16 protein-coding genes and 1 pseudogene are annotated in these 17,413 nt (G+C 64.3%); 13 read left to right on the forward strand and 4 right to left on the reverse strand.

The window, feature by feature from the left end; translation table 11 throughout:
* Positions 1-274 precede the first annotated feature (274 nt).
* From ppnN to IGS61_RS10330, 11 genes are all read left to right on the forward strand, one after another.
* Complete coding sequence (ppnN, locus tag IGS61_RS10280) at positions 275-1,645, forward strand: nucleotide 5'-monophosphate nucleosidase PpnN (protein ID WP_034782951.1); 1,371 nt, start codon at positions 275-277, stop codon at positions 1,643-1,645.
* 201 nt (positions 1,646-1,846) lie between these two features.
* Positions 1,847-2,917, forward strand: a complete 1,071-nt coding sequence (locus IGS61_RS10285; RefSeq protein WP_230539492.1) for a LacI family DNA-binding transcriptional regulator — start codon at positions 1,847-1,849, stop codon at positions 2,915-2,917.
* A 203-nt stretch (positions 2,918-3,120) separates the two neighbouring features.
* Positions 3,121-3,927 carry a transporter substrate-binding domain-containing protein gene (locus IGS61_RS10290; protein WP_230539493.1) on the forward strand — a complete coding sequence of 269 codons (807 nt, stop codon included), beginning with the start codon at positions 3,121-3,123 and terminating at the stop codon, positions 3,925-3,927.
* Positions 3,928-4,017: 90 nt separating this feature from the next.
* A complete protein-coding gene (locus IGS61_RS10295; protein WP_099410165.1) occupies positions 4,018-4,710 on the forward strand; it encodes an amino acid ABC transporter permease in 693 nt (230 codons plus the stop codon).
* Position 4,711: 1 nt separating this feature from the next.
* Positions 4,712-5,362 (forward strand): amino acid ABC transporter permease, encoded by a 651-nt coding sequence (locus IGS61_RS10300; protein WP_230539494.1) that lies wholly within the window; start codon positions 4,712-4,714, stop codon positions 5,360-5,362.
* Positions 5,349-6,083, forward strand: coding sequence for an amino acid ABC transporter ATP-binding protein (locus IGS61_RS10305; RefSeq protein ID WP_230539495.1), 735 nt, complete (start codon positions 5,349-5,351; stop codon positions 6,081-6,083). Before IGS61_RS10300 ends, IGS61_RS10305 begins: the two co-directional genes overlap by 14 nt.
* On the forward strand, positions 6,080-6,826 hold the full coding sequence (locus IGS61_RS10310; RefSeq protein ID WP_230539496.1) for a sugar phosphate isomerase/epimerase family protein: 747 nt from the start codon (positions 6,080-6,082) through the stop codon (positions 6,824-6,826). Before IGS61_RS10305 ends, IGS61_RS10310 begins: the two co-directional genes overlap by 4 nt.
* An 11-nt stretch (positions 6,827-6,837) precedes the next feature.
* Positions 6,838-7,797: a sugar kinase gene (locus IGS61_RS10315; RefSeq protein ID WP_442908053.1), complete on the forward strand. Its 960-nt coding sequence runs from the start codon at positions 6,838-6,840 to the stop codon at positions 7,795-7,797.
* A gap of 19 nt (positions 7,798-7,816) precedes the next feature.
* Positions 7,817-8,776, forward strand: a complete 960-nt coding sequence (locus tag IGS61_RS10320) for a 2-hydroxyacid dehydrogenase (RefSeq protein WP_230539498.1) — start codon at positions 7,817-7,819, stop codon at positions 8,774-8,776.
* A 35-nt stretch (positions 8,777-8,811) separates the two neighbouring features.
* The gene (locus IGS61_RS10325; RefSeq protein WP_230539499.1) at positions 8,812-9,834 is read left to right on the forward strand and encodes a porin; all 1,023 of its coding nucleotides are present in this window, start codon (positions 8,812-8,814) and stop codon (positions 9,832-9,834) included.
* A gap of 12 nt (positions 9,835-9,846) precedes the next feature.
* On the forward strand, positions 9,847-10,848 hold the full coding sequence (locus IGS61_RS10330; RefSeq protein ID WP_230539500.1) for a Gfo/Idh/MocA family protein: 1,002 nt from the start codon (positions 9,847-9,849) through the stop codon (positions 10,846-10,848).
* A 207-nt stretch (positions 10,849-11,055) separates the two neighbouring features.
* On the opposite strand, the gene lysS is transcribed toward IGS61_RS10330, so the two are convergent.
* From lysS to IGS61_RS10350, 4 genes and pseudogenes are all read right to left on the reverse strand, one after another.
* A complete protein-coding gene (gene lysS, locus IGS61_RS10335) occupies positions 11,056-12,585 on the reverse strand; it encodes a lysine--tRNA ligase (RefSeq protein WP_077405689.1) in 1,530 nt (509 codons plus the stop codon).
* 165 nt (positions 12,586-12,750) lie between these two features.
* Positions 12,751-13,305: pseudogene (locus IGS61_RS10340) on the reverse strand (HAD family hydrolase); the annotation flags it as partial.
* A gap of 2 nt (positions 13,306-13,307) precedes the next feature.
* Positions 13,308-14,412 (reverse strand): peptide chain release factor 2 gene (prfB, locus tag IGS61_RS10345; protein ID WP_139143151.1). Its coding sequence is split into 2 segments (ribosomal slippage): positions 13,308-14,330 and positions 14,332-14,412, totalling 1,104 coding nucleotides; the frame shifts between segments, so codons are not numbered across the junction.
* Entirely contained in the window at positions 14,329-14,616 is a 288-nt protein-coding gene (locus tag IGS61_RS10350) for a hypothetical protein (RefSeq protein WP_230539647.1), read from the reverse strand. The genes prfB and IGS61_RS10350 overlap by 84 nt, the downstream gene beginning before the upstream one ends.
* Here IGS61_RS10350 and IGS61_RS10355 point away from each other — a divergent pair.
* Both IGS61_RS10355 and IGS61_RS10360 read left to right on the forward strand, forming a co-directional pair.
* Complete coding sequence (locus tag IGS61_RS10355) at positions 14,615-16,648, forward strand: bifunctional 2',3'-cyclic-nucleotide 2'-phosphodiesterase/3'-nucleotidase (RefSeq protein ID WP_230539501.1); 2,034 nt, start codon at positions 14,615-14,617, stop codon at positions 16,646-16,648. The genes IGS61_RS10350 and IGS61_RS10355 overlap by 2 nt on opposite strands.
* Positions 16,645-17,133, forward strand: coding sequence for a tetratricopeptide repeat protein (locus IGS61_RS10360; protein ID WP_230539502.1), 489 nt, complete (start codon positions 16,645-16,647; stop codon positions 17,131-17,133). The genes IGS61_RS10355 and IGS61_RS10360 overlap by 4 nt, the downstream gene beginning before the upstream one ends.
* Positions 17,134-17,413 lie beyond the last annotated feature (280 nt).

Below are 17,413 nucleotides of genomic sequence, written 5' to 3' on the forward strand. Positions count from 1 at the left end.
CCTGCGGGCGGCGGGGACTCTCATGAAGAACCGTACGCTCGGGAATTCCAATAGGCTGGCATTCTAATCTACAAATTGCGCTGAGCGAAGATTTCGATTCGCATTAGCAAGAATGACTGTTTCATATTGGTCAAACCGGTTTCAGGCAAAGCTCCTCTCCGGCGATTTTGCGGCACCACAGCACAACTTGCCCGACTTGTCGTATATTGAGGCTGCAACACATTTTGAGGCTGCAACACCTTCGAGCATCGATTTTTAAAGGATTTTTCGCATTATGGAACACGACGTTATCGATACTCTGGTTTCACCGGAAGGCCGCCTGGACGTGCTCTCCAAGACTGAAGTCAATAAACTGCTCGACACCAGCCAGGGCGGCCTGTACAACACTTTCCGCCGCTGCGCGCTGGCGGTCTTGAATTGCGGCAGCACCATCGACGATGGCCGTGCCTTGCTTGAGCGATATCAATCCTTCGAGATTTCCATCATCCAGCGCGAGCGCGGCATCAAGCTCGACATCAAGGGCGCGCCAGCCATCGCTTTCGTTGACGGCAAGATGATCAAGGGCATCCACGAGCATCTGTTTGCCGTGTTGCGCGACATTATCTTCGTCAGCGATGAAGTGACGGGCAACCCGAAATTCGACTTGCAGAGCACGGAAGGCGTGACGGACGCCGTCTTCCACATCCTGCGCAACGCCAACGTGCTGCAAACCCAGCTCAACCCGAACCTGGTCGTCTGCTGGGGCGGCCACTCGATCAACCGCGCCGAATACAATTATTCGAAGGAAGTGGGCTACCAGCTGGGCTTGCGCGGCCTCGACATCTGCACCGGCTGCGGCCCGGGCGCCATGAAGGGCCCCATGAAGGGCGCCACCATCGGCCACGCCAAGCAGCGCCTGCACAATGGCCGCTATCTGGGCATCACCGAGCCGGGCATCATCGCGGCCGAGTCGCCGAACCCCATCGTCAATGACCTGGTCATCATGCCGGACATCGAAAAGCGCCTGGAAGCGTTCGTGCGCGCCGGCCACGGCATCGTCGTCTTCCCCGGCGGCGCCGGCACGGCCGAAGAGATCCTGTATATCCTCGGTATTTTGTTGCACCCGGACAATGCCGAGATTCCCTTCCCGCTGATTTTCACGGGACCGGAAACGTCGCGCGAGTACTTCGTGCAGATCAACCAGTTCATCAGCGACACCCTGGGGCCGGAAGCGCAGCAGCGCTATAAAATCATCATCGACGACCCGGAACTGGTGGCGCGCGAAATGCTCGAAGGCATACGCCAGGTGCGCGAATTCCGCAAGGCGCACAGCGACGCGTATTATTTCAATTGGCTGCTGAAAATCGACCACGAGTTCCAGAAGCCGTTCCAGCCCACGCATGAAAACATGCGCAACCTGAGCCTGCACAAGAACCAGCCCACGCACTTGCTGGCGGCCCAGCTGCGCCGCGCGTTTTCGGGCGTGGTGGCGGGCAACGTCAAGGATGACGGCATCCGCTCGATCGAGGAACATGGCAACTTCGAGATCCACGGCGACAAATCCATCGCCGGCCCCATGGATGCGCTGCTGGCCTCGTTCGTGGCGCAGCACCGCATGAAGCTGGCGGGCACGGCCTACGTGCCTTGCTATACCGTGGTCCAGTAGTCTTGACACCATCGCGCCGCCCGCTCCCGCGTTTGCAAGGGGCGGGCGGCGTTTTTTCATCCGCGTTCCCATCCATGCCCCCAGCGTGTTCCTTCGCCGCCACAGGCAATCAAATCGCTTGCGTCATCGATGCGTGGGTGCTATCTTTGGAACCGGTTCCAAAATAAAAATATGCAGATCAACAGGTAGTGGAGAGCACCCTTGGATTCAGTACGCGGCAGTAAAAAAACAGTCTCCGGCGAACCGGCCCGGCCCGTGACCATCGCCCAGGTGGCGCGCGAGGCGGGCGTGTCGAAGACGAGCGTGTCGCGCTTTCTCGGCGGCGAACTCGATGCCCTGTCGGAAAACATCCGCCAGCAGATCACCAGCACCATCGCGCGCCTCGGCTACCAGCCGAACCAGATGGCGCGCGGCCTCAAGCGGGGACGCACGCGCCTGATCGGCATGGTCGTGGCCGACATGCTCAATCCCTACACCGTGGCCGTGCTGCAAGGCGTGGAAGCGGCTTGCCAGCAACATGGCTATACATTGATTTTATGTAATACCGGCAATGACGAACAGCGCGAACGCCAGTCGCTGGCCGCGCTGCGTTCGTACAGCGTGGAAGGGCTGATCGTCAACACGCAGGGGCGCAACATCGAATCGTCCGACTTGCAGCAGGCGGATATGCCCATCGTGCTGGTCGACCGCCGCATCGAGGGCGCCGATTTCGATCTGGTGGGCCTGGACAATGTGCAGGCGGGCCGGCTGGCCACCGCGCATCTGATCGAACAGGGTTTCGACGCCATCGCCTTCATTGCGCCGCCCTTGACGGGCGTCAGCTCGCGGCTGATGCGCGCCGAAGGTTTCCAGGCCGTGATGGCCGAGCATCCGGGCTGCGTGGGCGAAGTGCTGGCGGTGGACCTGGACGACCGGCCTGCCATCGACGCGCAGGTGCGTCTATGCCTGGCGCAGTGGCGCGGCCGCCGCGTGGCGCTGCTGGCCTCGAACGGCATGGTGGCGCTGGAACTGGCGCTGATGCTGCAGCGCCTCGAATTGCGCATGCCGCAGGACGTGGGCTTGCTGGGCTTTGACGAATTGCCGTGGTCGCCGCTGGCGGGCCTGAGCACGATCCAGCAGCAGACCTATGAAATCGGCTTTACGGCGATGACGTGCATGCTGTCGCGCCTGCAGGGCGAGCAATGCCCGCCGCGCGAGGTGTTGTTGCCGGGTAAGTTGATTGTGCGCAATTCCACCCAGGGCGGGAAAGCGGACAAGGGCGGCGACGCTTGACGGGAAAGAGGGCCTTGCCCTTTTTTTTGGATAAGTTATGGAACCGGTTTCATAAAGTGTGTTCATACGGAAAAGGGGGAGTCAGGCAGGGCAATGGCAGGAAGTTGGCAGGACACGGCAAGAGACGATCTGAATCGTCCATTTGACAATATTCCCGGAAGTGCCTCGACGAGGCCGGAACCGGGATCACAGGAGACGGAAACATGAAGATGACGACACTGTTCTATTCGAAAGTACTGGCATGCGCACTGGCAGCAACGTTTGCCCTCGGTGCGGCGGCCGATGCAGGCGCCCAGACGCTTGGCGACCTGATCAAGAAAGGCAAGCTGACCATCGGCGTGGTCAGCGGCACGCCGCCGTTCGGCAGCATCGACGCCAAGGGCGCGCCCGTCGGCTATGACGTCGACGTCGCCAACCTGATCGGCAAATACCTGAACCTGCCCGTGGAAGTGGTGCCGCTGACGGCGCCGTCGCGCGTGCCGTCGCTGGAATCGGGCAAGGTCGATTTCCTCGTGGCGACCCTGGCGCCCACGCCGGAACGGGCCAAGACCCTGATGTTCACCATGCCCTACAGCGCGTTCGAACTGGCCATCGTCGCGCCGGTGGGCGGCAAATTCAAGGCCCTGGCCGACTTGAAGGGCAAGAAGGTGGGCGTGACGCGCGGCACCACGAACGACACGGCGCTGAGCCGCATGGCCCCGGCCGGCACCAATATCGTGCGTTTCGAGGATGACGCCACCGTCACCCAGGCCTTGCTCAGCAAACAGGTCGATGCCGTCTCGATTCCCAGCACGATGGCGCTCGACATCATCAAGACGCGCGGCGCGGGCAAGATCGAGGTCCGCTTCGCCTACTCGCTGCAACCGAATTCGATGGCGGTGCGCCGCGGCGACTTCGAGCTGCACCAGTGGCTCAACAACTTCATCTACTACGTCAAGCTGAACGGCGAACTCGACGCCATCGCGCGCAAGTGGAGCGGCGCGCCGCTGCCGGCACTGCCGACCTTCTGATACCGCCAGCCGCATAGGAAAGTGCCCGTCCGCACGGCGCGCCGCCATGGTGGCGCGGCCGGGGATGCGCACGCAGACAAGGAGTTGAGTATGCCGTATGAATTTCATTTCGAACTCGTCATGCAATCGCTGGACCGCCTGTTGTGGGGCGCGGCGCTGACGATACGCCTGAGCGCCCTGGCGATGGTGCTGGGACTGGCGGTGGGCGTGTGCGCCGCCGTCATCCTGAAGAATGGTCCCGCCTATGCCCGCGCCGTGGTGCGCGCGTATGTGGAGATCATCCGCAGTACGCCGTTCCTGGTGCAGCTGTTCATCATCTACTTCGGCTTGCCGTCGCTGGGTTTGCAGCTCGATGCCAACGGCGCGGCGCTCGTCGCCATGACGGTCAACCTGGGCGCCTACGCGGCGGAAATCGTGCGCGCCGGCATCGGCGCCGTGCATCCCTCGCAGCTGGAGGCGGCGCAGGCGCTGGGCATGACGCGCTGGCAGGTGATGCGCCACGTAGTGCTGCTGCCGGCGCTGGAAAAAGTCTATCCGGCGCTGGCCAGCCAGTTCACTTTGATGATGCTCGCTTCAAGCGTGGTGTCGGCCATTTCCGCCGAAGAGCTGACCGCCGCCGCCCACCTGCTCGACGCGGAAACCTTCCGCAGCTTCGAGATTTACATCGTCGTGATGGTGCTGTACATCCTGCTGGCCCTGCTGTTCCGCTTCGGCTTCTGGGTGCTGGGCCAGATCGTCTTCAAACGCCGCCGCCGTCTGGGCGCGGCGCGCATGGGAGCTTGACATGATCAGTGACTTTTCCTGGGATAACCTGCAATTCCTGCTCGAGGCCACGCGCTGGACCATCGGCCTGTCGCTGCTCGTCTTCATCACGGGCGGCATCGCCGGCTTCGCCGTGGCGCTGCTGCGCACGGCGCGCAGCCCGCTCCTGCGCTGCATCAGCGCCCTGTACATCCAGCTGGTGCAGGGCACGCCCGTGCTGATCGTGCTGTTTTTGACATATTACGGGCTGGCCCTGTTCGGCTACAAGCTGTCGCCGATTATCGCGGCAGGCGCGGCGATGACGATCTTTGCCAGCGCCTACCTGGGCGAGATCTGGCGCGGCTGCATCGAAGGCGTGCAGCGGCAGCAGTGGGAAGCATCGGCTGCGCTGGCGCTGAACCGCTACCAGCAGCTGCGCTACGTCATCCTGCCGCAGGCGCTGCGCCATTCGCTGCCGCCGACCGTGGGCTTCATGGTGCAGATCATCAAGAACACTTCGATCACCTCGATCATCGGCGTGGTGGAATTGACGCGGGCAGGGCAACTGGTCAGCAACGCGACCTTCCTGCCCTTCATCGTCTTCCCCATCGTCGCCCTGATCTACTTCGCGCTGTGCTATCCGCTGTCGCGCTACAGCCATTCACTGGAAAGGAAATTCCATGCCCATCGTTGAAATCGACAATATCAGCAAGAGCTTCGGCGCCAACCACGTGCTCAAGGGCGTCTCGTTCGCCGTCGAGCGGGGCCAGGTGATCGCCGTGATCGGCCGCAGCGGCTCCGGCAAGAGCACCATGTTGCGCTGTATCAATGGCCTGGAAACCATCGACAGCGGCAGCATCGTCGTGGCAGGCCACACGCTGACGGCGCGCCAGGAACACTTGCTCGACTTGCGCAAGGACGTCGGCATGGTCTTCCAGAGCTACAACCTGTTCCCCCACCTGACCGTGGAAGAAAACGTCATGCTGGCGCCGCGCATCGTCAAGAAGGTGCCCGACGCCCAGGGCCGCGCCACGGCGCTGCGCGTGCTCAAGCAGGTGGGCCTGGACCACAAGCGCGAAGCCTATCCCGAGCAGTTGTCGGGCGGCCAGCAGCAGCGCGTGGCGATCGCCCGTTCGCTGGCGATGGAGCCGCAGGTGATGCTGTTCGACGAAGTGACGTCGGCGCTCGACCCGGAACTGACGCAGGAAGTGCTCAATGTGATGGAAGAACTGGCGCAGGCCGGCATGACGATGCTCTTGGTGACGCACGAGATGGAATTTGCGCGGCGCATGGCCGACGTCACCGTCTTCATGCACCAGGGATTGGTGTGGGAAAGCGGGCCGTCGGAAGCGTTTTTCAGCAATCCGCAAACGCCTGAAGCGCGCCAGTTCGTCGGCGCGGGAGCGATCAAATGAGCCCCGTGCTGGTGGCGGCGTCGGCCTACGGCGCAAGCAGGGTAAGGCAGCTGGGGCAAAGCCATTTCATCGACGTGGTGGCCGACGCGGGCGGCGCCGGCATCGAAATCCGCCGCGAGCTGTTCACTTCCGACTTGCCGGACCTGGCGCGCATGGGCGCGGCCGTGGCCGCGCGCGGCCTGTACTGCGTGTATTCCACGCCCATCGAATTGTGGGACGCGGACGGGCGGTTGCAGCAAGAGCTGCTGCAGCAGATGCTGGACGAGGCGGCGCGCCTGGGCGCGCGCTACCTGAAGGTGTCGCTGGGCCATTACCCGGCCGCGCCGGACTTGCCTGCCTTGAAAACCCAACTGGCGGCGGCGCCCGTGGCGCTGCTGGTGGAAAACGACCAGACGGCTCACGGCGGCGCGCTGGCGCCGATGGCGCGCTTTCTGGCGGCGGCAGGCGAGATCGGGTTGCCCGTGGGGCTGACCTTCGATATCGGCAACTGGCGCTGGGTGGGCGAGGACGCGCAGCAGGCGGCGCGCCTGCTGGCGCCGTACGTGCGCTATGTGCACTGCAAGGCCGTTCTCGATGACGGAGGCCGGCTGTCCGCCTGTGCCGTTTCCGACGCCGATCCGGCCTGGCGCGCCGTCTTCGCGCATTTCGCGCCGGGCGTGCAGCGTGCCATCGAATTCCCGCTCGAGGGCGCCGACCTGGTGGCCGAAACGGGCCGCTATATCCAGATGCTGGAGGCCGCATGAGGGAACACGAAATGATGCACGGAGCGCACGCGCTCGACGTCGTCACCTATGGCGAGGCGATGGCGATGTTCGTTGCCGAGGAAACGGGCGACCTGGCGGCCGTGGCGCATTTCACGCGCCGATTGGCCGGCGCCGAGACGAACGTCGCCATCGGCCTGGCGCGCCTGGGCTTGAAAGTCGGCTGGCTGAGCCGCGTGGGCGACGATTCCTTCGGCCGCTTCATCCGCGCCAGCGTGCAGGCCGAGGGCGTCGATTGCAGCCGGGTCGTCACCGTCGCCGGCCAGACCAGCGCCTTCCAGCTCAAGGCCCGGGCCGAGAACGGCGCCGACCCGCTGGTCGAATACTTCCGCAAGGGTTCCGCCGCCAGCCGTCTGGCGCCCGAGCACTTCGATCCCGCCTATTTCCTGTCCGCGCGCCACCTGCACGCCACGGGCGTGGCGGCGGCGCTGTCCGCCACCAGCCTGGCGTTCGCCGGCCAGGCCATCGACTTCATGCGCGAGCATGGACGCACCGTGTCGTTCGACCCGAACCTGCGGCCCTCGCTGTGGCCGTCGCAAGCCGTCATGGTGGAACAGATCAACCGCCTCGCCGCCAGGGCCGACTGGGTGCTGCCCGGCCTGGGGGAGGGAAAAATCCTCACCGGCCACGACCTGCCGCATGACATCGCCGGCTTTTACCTGCAGCAGGGCGCGCGCCTGGTGGTCATCAAGCTGGGCGCCGAGGGCGCCTATTACCGCACGGCCGACGGCGACAGCGGCATGGTGCCGGGCGAGCGCGTGGACAAGGTGGTCGACACGGTGGGCGCAGGCGACGGCTTCGCGGCCGGCCTGGTCAGCGCCTTGCTGGAAGGCTTGCCGCTGGCGCAGGCGGTACGGCGCGCCAACCAGGTCGGCGCTTTCGCCATCCAGGTGGCCGGCGACATGGAAGGCTTGCCGACCCGCGCCCAGCTCGACGCGCTGGGCCAATCTTGAACCGAACAGGGGAAAACTCGTGAAAAAACATGTGGTTGTGTATAAAAAGCTGGCCGAACCGCTGCTGGCGCGCCTGCGCGCCGAATGCGAGGTGACGTATTTCGAGGCGATCGACGCGGGCAACCGCGCCGCGTTTGCCGCCGCCATCCGCGGCGCGCATGGCTTGCTGGGCGCCAGCGTGCGCCTGGACCGCGAACTGCTGGATCCGGCCATTGACCTGCGCATCATTTCCACCATTTCGGTGGGCGTCGACCAGTTCGACGTCGATTATCTGCGCGAACGGGGCATTTTGCTGGCCAATACGCCGGACGTGCTGACGGAAACGACGGCCGACACGATCTTCGCGCTGATCCTCGCCAGCGCGCGGAGGGTCGTCGAACTGGCCGAATTCGTCAAGGCGGGACGCTGGACGCGCAGCGTGGGCGAAAGCCAGTACGGCGTCAACGTGCACGGCAAGACCATCGGCATGCTGGGCATGGGCCGCATCGGCCGCGCCGTCGCCCGCCGTGCCGCGCTGGGCTTCGGCATGCAGGTGCTGTACGTGAACGGCGAAGCCGTGCCCGAGGTGGAAGCGGCGCTGGGCGCGCGCCAGGTGGCGCTCGACGAGCTGCTGGCCGGCTCCGACTTCGTCTGCGTGGTGCTGCCGCTGACGGCGCAGACGGAACGCATGATGGGCCGGCGCGAGTTCGCGCTGATGCGCCCCGGCGCCATCTTCATCAACGGTTCGCGCGGGCGCATCGTCGACGAGGCGGCGCTGATCGAGGCGCTGCAGCAGGGCACCATCCACGGCGCCGGCCTGGACGTGTTCGAGCGCGAACCGCTGGCGCCGGACAATCCGCTGCCGGGCATGGCCAACGTGGTGGCGCTGCCGCACATCGGCTCGGCCACGCACGAAACGCGCTACGCCATGGCGCAGCAGGCCGTGGACAACCTGCTGGCCGGCCTGCGCGGCGAGCGTCCGCGCCACCTGGTCAGCTAAGAACAGTATCCATAAAAAGACAGACAGGGAAAGAAATGAAGAACAAGGTAGCAAGAGCAATGATCATCGGCGCGGGCGCCTGCGGCGGCCTGTGCTCGGCGCAGTCGAACGTGGCCATGTACGGCATCGCGGACCTGGGCGTGGTGTCCGAGAGCGGCGGCCCCGGGGGCAGGGTGCTCAAGCTGACCAGCGGCATCGCCAACGGTTCGCGCCTGGGTTTCAAGGGCAGCGAAGACCTGGGCGGCGGCATGACGGCGATCTTTACGATGGATGCGGGCATCCTGGCCGACACGGGCGCTTCGGCCCAGGGCGGCCTGCTGTTCGGGCGCCAGGCCTTCGTCGGCCTCGCCGGCGCGGCGGGCACCTTGCGGCTGGGCCGCCAGTACACCTTCATCGATAGCAGCCTGGGGGCGCTGGACCCGTTTTACCTGGGTTTTGCGGGCAGGATGAGCAACGTCTTCACGGCCGGCTACATCAGCCGCGTCGACAACAGCATCACCTACAGCTCGCCCGTGCGCGGGGGACTCTCCGGCGAACTGGCGTACGGCTTCGGCGAAGTGCCCGGCGACGCTTCGGCCAGGCGCTACACGGGCGCGGCGGCCACCTATGCCAGCGGGCCGCTGTACGTGCGCCTGGCGCACCAGGACGCCAACACCCTGTCTGCCGCGCAGTTGGCGGGGACGGCGAGAAACACGGTGCTGGGCGCCACCTGGGACTTTGGCGTGGTCAAGGCGCACGGCGCCGTCGCCGTCAGCAAGAGTACGGCGGGTGCCACCACCACGGTCGACAGCGCGGACCTGATGCTGGGCGCCACCGTGCCTTTTGGCCCGCACCGCATGCTGTTCTCGTACGTGCGGCGCGACGACCGGCGCGCCGCCAACGGCGACGCCAGCCAGCTCGGTATCGGCTACACCTATGCGCTGTCGAAGCGCAGCACCTTGTACGCGGCCTATGCCCACATCGACAACCGCAATGGCGCCGCCTACCTGGTGGGCAACGCCACCGACAACGGCACCGGCAACCAGGCCTGGAACCTGGGCCTGCGCCACACTTTTTAACTGGAGATTCGAATGAAGAAAACCGGATGGATTTTGGTCGGCGCCAGCACCGTGGCGCGCGAATGGATGGTCGACGCGATCCGCCAGCAGGGCGACGCCGAGGTGCTGGCCGTGGTCAGCCGCGATGCTGTGCGCGGCGCCGCCTTTGCTGAACAATTCGGCATCGCCGCCAGCTACACGGACCTCGATGCGGCGCTGGCGCACCCGGGCGCGGACGCCGTGTACATCAGCACCACCAACGAATGGCACATGGCGCAGACCTTGCAGGCGGCGCGCGCGGGCAAGCACGTGCTGTGCGAAAAGCCGCTGGCGCTGAACCTGGACGACGCCCGCCGCATGGTCGACGGCTGCGCCGAAGCGGGCGTGGTGCTGGGGATTAACCATCACCTGCGCAACGCCGCCAGCCACGGCAAGGTGCGCGAGCTGATACGCGCGGGCGAGATCGGCCAGCCCCTGTATGGCCGCGTGCTGCACGCGAACAACCTGCCGCAGCACCTGCGCGGCTGGCGCCTGGACGCGCCGGAGTCGGGCGGCGTCACGCTCGACATGTTCGTGCACGACGTCGACACCCTGCGCTTCCTGCTCGACTCGGAGCCGCGCCACGTGACGGCCTGCGCCACCAGCGGCGGCATGACGGTGGCCGGGCTGGAAGAGGGGCTGATGGCCGTCATCGAGTTCGACAACGGCGCCCTGGTGCAGGTGCACGACGCGTTCAATGCGCCGTATTCGCTGTCCGGCGTGGAAATCATCGGCAGCAAGGGCACCATCTTCGCCACCGGCGTGATGACGCAGCGCCCCGTCGGCAGCATCAGCCTGACGCGCGACGGCGGCAGCGTCGACATCCCCGTCGAGCACGAGAACCTGTACGTGCGCTCGGTGCGCGCCTTCCAGCGCGCCATGCGCGGCGAAGGGCAGCCGGCCGCCACCGGCGACGACGGCATGCGCGCGCTGGCGGCGGCATTGGCGGCGCAGCAGGCCAGCCGCAGCCACCAGCGCGTGACCCTGGCCGGCTGACGGCAGGCCGGCCGCACAAATAAAAAAGCCGCCTGATCGCAAAATCAGGCGGCTTTTTTTGCCTTGAAGCATCGAACGCCTGAAAAATCGTAGCGAGCGGATGTGAGTTGCGGCTAAGAAGCGCAACTGTGCTGGGCACGGGGCCGCCGAGGCAGTGAGCATCGCAGGCCGCAAATCGCGACGCGCAGTAGATTTTTCAGGTGTTCATCACTCTTCGCGGCGCAGGTGAGGGAACAGCAGGACGTCGCGGATGTTCGGCGAATCCGTGATGATCATCATCAAACGGTCGATGCCGATGCCGCAGCCGCCGGCGGGCGGCATGCCGTATTCCAGCGCGCGGATGTAGTCGGCGTCGTAGAACATCGCCTCTTCATCGCCGGCGTCCTTGGCGGCGACTTGCGCCAGGAAGCGGGCCGACTGGTCTTCCGCGTCGTTCAACTCGGAGAAGCCGTTGGCGATTTCGCGGCCCACCATGAACAGCTCGAAGCGTTCCGTGATGCCGGCCACCGTGTCGGAAGCGCGCGCCAGTGGCGACACTTCGACCGGATAGTCGATGATGTAGGTCGGTTCCCACAGCTGCGCTTCAGCCGTCTCTTCGAACAGCGCCAGTTGCAGCGCGCCCAGGCCGGCCGTGGCAAACGGCTTGACGCCGAATTTTTTCAGCTCTTCCTTGATGAATTCGGCATCGTTCAATTGCCCGGCGGTGTAGCCTGGAGCGTACTTGTTGATCGCTTCGACGATGGTCAGGCGGTGGAACGGCTTTGCCAGGTCCAGCTCGCGGCCGCCGTAGGTCAGGGTGGCGGTGCCGTGCGCGTCGATGGCAGCCTGGCGGATGACGGCTTCCGTGAAATCCATCAGCCATTTGTAGTCGGTGTAGGCCGCGTAGAATTCCATCATCGTGAATTCAGGGTTGTGACGGATCGACACGCCTTCGTTGCGGAAGTTGCGGTTGATCTCGAACACGCGGTCGAAGCCGCCCACCACCAGGCGCTTCAGGTACAGCTCGGGCGCGATGCGCAGGAACATCTGCATGTCGAGCGCATTGTGGTGCGTGATGAACGGCTTGGCCGCGGCGCCGCCCGGAATCGTGTGCAGCATCGGCGTTTCCACTTCCATGAACTCGTTCTTTTCCATGAAGCGGCGGATCGACGAGATGGCGGCGGTACGCGCCTTGAAGGTGCGGCGCGTCTCTTCGTTCATGATCAGGTCGACGTAGCGCTGGCGGTACTTGGTTTCCTGGTCGGCCAGGCCGTGGAATTTGTCCGGCAGCGGGCGCAGCGACTTGGTGATCAGGCGCAGTTCCGTGACCTTGATGGTCAGTTCGTCCGTCTTGGTCTTGAACAGGGTGCCCGTCACGCCCAGGATATCGCCCAGGTCATAGTGGTGCAGGGCGGCCATGGCCGCTTCGCCCGTCAGGTCGAGGGTGGCGTAGATCTGGATGCGGCCGTCGGCCTTCGGGCCGGAAGCGTCTTGCAAGGTGGCGAAAGCGGCTTTTTTGCCTGCTTCGCGCTTGAGCATCATGCGGCCGGCCAGCACCACGGTGACAGGTTCGGCTTCCAGCTCTTCGCGCGTCTTGCCGCCGTATTGCGCGTGCAGGTCGGCCGCCTTGTGCTCGGGGCGGAAATCGTTCGGGAAGGCGACGCCTTGTTCGCGCAGTGCTGCCAGCTTGACGCGGCGCTCGGCGATGATCTTGTTTTCATCGGGGGCGGCGGCTTGTTCTTGGATATCCGTAGTCATGGTGTTCTTCGTTGGTGATGATTGATGATGTGATGCCAGCGCTGGCGCCACGCTGGCAAACAGTGCGTCGACGTCGAGTGCGGAGAAATCCGGCACGATGGCAATGATGTTGTCGAAGGCGGCAAACGCCTCGGCCGGCAGGGTGGTGGTGAGCACCACGACCCGCATGCCGGCGCGGCGCGCCGCTTCCACGCCCAGGGGCGCGTCTTCGAAGACGATGCAGTCTTGCGGCAGCGCGCCGGCCAGCAGCGCGCCTTTCAGGAAAACGTCCGGGTGCGGCTTGCCCCGTTCCACGTCGGCGGCGCCGACGATGGCGTCGAAGCGGTGGCGCAGGTCCAGGCCATCGAGCGTGAACGCGATATTCTCGTCCGGCGCGGCCGTGCCGACCACCAGCCCCACGCCATGCTGGCGCGCGCTGGCGATCAGCCGGTCGAAGCCAAGCACCGTAGCCAGGTGCGGGCCATACAGTTCGCGGTAGACGACTTCCTTTTCAGCCAGCAGGGTGACGTGGTCGGCATCCTCGCCCAGGTACTTGGCGATGATTTCGCGGCCCTGGCGTCCCGCCGTGTCGCGGAAAAAGGCGTCCGCATCCAGCGCATGGCCCTGGCGTTCAAAGAACGCCAGCCACGATGTCGTGTGGAAGGCCATGTTGTCGACGATCGTGCCATCCATGTCGAACAGGAAGGCACGCTGCGCCGTTACTGGAGCGGATGCGTTCATCCTTATACGCCTTGCTTGAGCGAGGCGGAGATGAAGTCGTCGATGTCGCCATCGAGCACGCCCTTGGTATTGCCCGTCTCGAAACCGGTGCGCAAGTCCTTGATGCGGGACTGGTCCAGCACGTAGGAGCGGATCTGGTGACCCCAGCCCACGTCCGTCTTCGAGTCTTCCAGCTTTTGCTGCTCGCTCATGCGCTTGCGCAGCTCATGCTCGTACAGTTTCGCTTTCAGCATTTCCATCGCTTCGGCGCGGTTGCGGTGCTGCGAACGGTCGTTCTGGCACTGCACCACGATGCCGGTCGGCGCGTGGGTCATGCGGACGGCGGAGTCGGTCTTGTTGATGTGCTGACCGCCGGCGCCCGACGCGCGGTAGGTATCGACGCGGATATCGGCCGGGTTGACGTCGATCTCGATCGAATCGTCGACTTCCGGATACACGAACAGCGACGTAAACGACGTATGGCGGCCGTTGGCCGAGTCGAATGGCGACTTGCGCACCAGGCGGTGCACGCCAGTTTCCGTGCGCAGGAAGCCGTAGGCGTGATCGCCCTCGACCTTCAAAGTGGCCGTCTTGATGCCGGCGACCTCGCCGTCGGACTGCTCGAGGATTTCAACTTTAAAACCCTTGCGTTCGCAATAGCGCAGGTACTGGCGCAGCAGCATCGAAGCCCAGTCCTGGGCTTCCGTGCCGCCGGCACCGGCCTGGATGTCGATGAAGCAGTTGTTCGGGTCCATCGGATTGTTGAACATCCGGCGGAATTCCATGCTTTCGATGACCTTGCGGATTTCCTGCACGTCCTGCTCGATCGCTTCGAGCGTCTCGTCATCGCCTTCTTCGCGGGCCATGTCGAACAGGTCGCGGGTGTCGCGCAGGTCGGCATCGGCCTTGGCCAGGGTGAAGACGATGGCTTCCAGCGCCTTCTTCTCCTTGCCGAGGTCCTGGGCGCGCTTGGGATCGTTCCAGACGGTGGGGTCTTCCAGCTCTTCGTTGACTTGCTCTAGTTTCTCCGACTTGACAGTGAAGTCAAAGATACCTCCGAAGTTCGGCTTCGCGGACCGTCAGGTCGTTGAGCAGGGCGGAGATGATATTGATGCGTTCGGCTTCCATAATGTTCTGGTCTTCTATGGTGAAATCAAACCTTGAATTATACGCGAGCGCGGCGCGTTTCCGCTGCCGCCGCGGCGCAATTGCCGCCGCGCGGGGCAATAAAATGCCGATTTTGCTGTATTTGCGACAATATTTTTGCCTTGAAGATGGCTGGCGTGCTGCGTATGATGCTGGCGATATTGTCTTTCCACAGGAATACATCATGCTTCAACTTCCCCGTCTCGTCCTGTTACCGCTGCTGCTGGCCGGCTGCGGCGCCTTGCCGCCCGCCGCCACGGGATCCGCCCCGGCGCCATCGGCCGCGCCGGCCGGCAGCAGCGCCACCCTGGCCCTGCTGGAGACGACGGACTTGCACGCGAACGTGCTCAGTTATGATTACTACAAGCTGCAGGCGGAGCCGTCGATCGGCCTGGAACGCACGGCGGCGCTGATCGCCCAGGCGCGCGCGCAATTCCCGAACAATCTGCTGCTCGACAACGGCGACACCATCCAGGGCACGGCCCTGGCCGACTACCAGGCCCTCGTGAAACCGTTGGCCTGCGACCAGACCCTGGCCATCTACAAGGCCATGAACTTGCTGAAAGTGGACGGCGGCGGCATCGGCAACCATGAATTCAACTACGGCCTGGCGTTTTTGAGCCAGGTGACGGGCAACCGCTTCGACGTCGACAGCGTCGATGCCGGCAAACCGCGCTGCGCCGGCCCCGCATTCCCGCAAGTGCTGGCCAACGTCTACAGCGCCAGGACGGGCAAGCCCCTGTTTGCGCCATATCACATCATCGACAAGCAGATCACGGCCACCGGTCCCGATGGCCAGCCCATCACCAGTACCGTCAAGGTGGGCATCATCAGCTTTGCGCCGCCCACCATCATGGCCTGGGACAAGCGCTGGCTGGAAGGGCGCGTCTACACGCAGGGCGTGCGCGAGACGGCGGAAAAATTCATTCCCGAGATGCGCGCGAAAGGCGCCGAACTGGTGGTGGCCATTTCGCACGGCGGTCTCGATGACAGCCCGTACTCGCCCACCATGGAAAACGGCAATTACTACCTGTCGCAAGTGCTGGGCGTGGACGCCATGCTGATCGGTCACTCGCACCAGCTGTTCCCGAACGCGGCCAGCACGGTGCCGCAGTTTAATTTGCCCGGCGTTGACAAGGTCAAGGGATTGGTCAACGGCGTGCCCACCGTGATGGCCAATTTGTGGGGCAAGCACCTGGGCGTGATCGGCCTGCGCCTGCGCCACGACGGCAAGCAGTGGGTGGTCGACAAGAGCGCCACCACGGTGGAAGCGCGCGGCATCCAGAACGCGGACAAGAGCTATGTACAGCCTGATGCGGCCATCGCCGCACTGGTGGCCGAGGAACATGCGGCCACCATCGCCTACGTGCAGACGCCGGTCGGCGCCACGGATTTCCGCATGTCGACGTATTTCGCCGACGTGGGCGACGTGAGCGCCATCGAGGTGGTGAACCAGGCGCAATCGGGCTATCTCGCCGCCTACGTGAAGGCGAATTTGCCGCAGTACGCGCACTTGCCCGTGCTGTCGATGTCGTCGCCGTTCAAGAGCGGCTCGGCCGGCGTGTCCGACTACACGGACGTCAAGGCGGGCAATGTGGCGCTGAACAACGCGGCCGACCTGTATCTGTATCCGAACGCGCTGTACGGCGTGAAGATGAACGGCGCGGAGCTGAAAGCCTGGCTGGAACAGTCGGCGCGGCGCTTCAACACCATCGACCCGAACAAGCTGGAAGCGCAGGAACTGGTCAACACGGCCCACCCGAGCTACAACTTCGATGCCATCACCAGCGCCGACGTGCGCTACCAGATCGACGTCACGCAGCCGCCGGGCCGGCGCATCCAGGGTCTGAGCTACAAAGGCAAGCCCGTGGATTCCAGCCAGGAATTCCTCATCGCGACGAATAACTACCGCGCCAGCGGCGGCGGCAATTTCCCTGGCCTGGACGGCAGCAAGACGGTGGTGGCCTCGCCCGACAACAACCGCGAACTGCTGATCGCCTACGTGACGCAAGAAAAAAACCTGACGCGCGCGAAAAACGGCGCGGCGCGCAGCTGGCGATTCGCCAGGGTTGCCACGAAAGGTCCGGTAGTGTTCCACTCGGCGCCGGGCGTGATCGAGCTGGCCAGGGCGGCCGGCATCGGCAACGTCACGCAGCTGAAGCCTGATGATGGCGCGGGCAAGGGCTTTGCGCTGTATCAAGTGGATCTGTCGAAATGAAGGCCTGGTTGTGCGTCGTCGCCCTGGCCGTATCGCCGCTGGCGGCGGCAGGGCCGGATCTCACGGCCCAGGCCAAGACCCTGATGCGCGCGGGAGCCGCGGCCCAGCCGCAGGCGCGCATCCTGTTCGAACGCGAGGCGGGGCAGGGCAGCGGTCCCGCCGCGTATTACCTGGGCTTGATGCTCAAGAACGGCATGGGCGGGCCGCAGGACGGCGCCGCCGCGCTGCGCTGGCTGGAACTGGCCGCGCAACGGGGCGTGGCGCCGGCCATGTTCATCGTGGCGAACATGCTGCAGGATACCGACGAAGCCCGGGCGCGCTACTGGCTCGACGCCGCCTGCGACCTGGACTACCCGGAAGCGCTGCAGCAGAAATCCGTGGCCCTGGCCGAAGGGCAGATGGGCTACGCGCACAGCGAGGAGCAATCGTTCCTGTACCTGAAGATGGCCACGCATGCGATGGGGCACCGTCCGCCCGAGCCTTGAGGGCATGGCCGGCTGCCTGGGGCAGGCCTGGTGCAATTGGAATGTGTTGAAGGAATTGTTTGTTTTTGATCGGAAATATTAATTCTTCGTGGTAATTCCTACTGCTTATATTTTCTTTCAATAATTTGTTATTTTATGATCATTATTGGCTTTTTTGAAAAATTGTATGGCAGTATTCGCCATATGGTTTTTTTATTAACTGGTTGATTCCGGGAGCCCGTGTGCAAAGTCAAATGATTCGCCAACAGAAAACAATGTTTCGCCATCGCCGAAGCGGTGT

The organism is Janthinobacterium sp. FW305-129, from assembly GCF_020858115.1.
In the GTDB taxonomy this organism is placed as follows: domain Bacteria; phylum Pseudomonadota; class Gammaproteobacteria; order Burkholderiales; family Burkholderiaceae_D; genus Janthinobacterium.

What these genes read in the sequence shown, in the direction of transcription:
- ppnN (WP_034782951.1), top strand. Translation starts at nt 275, where the DNA reads ATGGAACACGACGTTATCGATACTCTGGTTTCACCGGAAGGCCGCCTG.
- IGS61_RS10290 (WP_230539493.1), top strand. Translation starts at nt 3,121, where the DNA reads ATGAAGATGACGACACTGTTCTATTCGAAAGTACTGGCATGCGCACTG.
- IGS61_RS10295 (WP_099410165.1), top strand. Translation starts at nt 4,018, where the DNA reads ATGCCGTATGAATTTCATTTCGAACTCGTCATGCAATCGCTGGACCGC.
- IGS61_RS10300 (WP_230539494.1), top strand. Translation starts at nt 4,712, where the DNA reads ATGATCAGTGACTTTTCCTGGGATAACCTGCAATTCCTGCTCGAGGCC.
- IGS61_RS10305 (WP_230539495.1), top strand. Translation starts at nt 5,349, where the DNA reads ATGCCCATCGTTGAAATCGACAATATCAGCAAGAGCTTCGGCGCCAAC.
- IGS61_RS10310 (WP_230539496.1), top strand. Translation starts at nt 6,080, where the DNA reads ATGAGCCCCGTGCTGGTGGCGGCGTCGGCCTACGGCGCAAGCAGGGTA.
- IGS61_RS10315 (WP_442908053.1), top strand. Translation starts at nt 6,838, where the DNA reads ATGATGCACGGAGCGCACGCGCTCGACGTCGTCACCTATGGCGAGGCG.
- IGS61_RS10325 (WP_230539499.1), top strand. Translation starts at nt 8,812, where the DNA reads ATGAAGAACAAGGTAGCAAGAGCAATGATCATCGGCGCGGGCGCCTGC.
- IGS61_RS10330 (WP_230539500.1), top strand. Translation starts at nt 9,847, where the DNA reads ATGAAGAAAACCGGATGGATTTTGGTCGGCGCCAGCACCGTGGCGCGC.
- lysS (WP_077405689.1), bottom strand. Translation starts at nt 12,585, where the DNA reads ATGACTACGGATATCCAAGAACAAGCCGCCGCCCCCGATGAAAACAAG.
- IGS61_RS10355 (WP_230539501.1), top strand. Translation starts at nt 14,615, where the DNA reads ATGCTTCAACTTCCCCGTCTCGTCCTGTTACCGCTGCTGCTGGCCGGC.
- IGS61_RS10350 (WP_230539647.1), bottom strand. Translation starts at nt 14,616, where the DNA reads ATGATGTATTCCTGTGGAAAGACAATATCGCCAGCATCATACGCAGCA.
- IGS61_RS10360 (WP_230539502.1), top strand. Translation starts at nt 16,645, where the DNA reads ATGAAGGCCTGGTTGTGCGTCGTCGCCCTGGCCGTATCGCCGCTGGCG.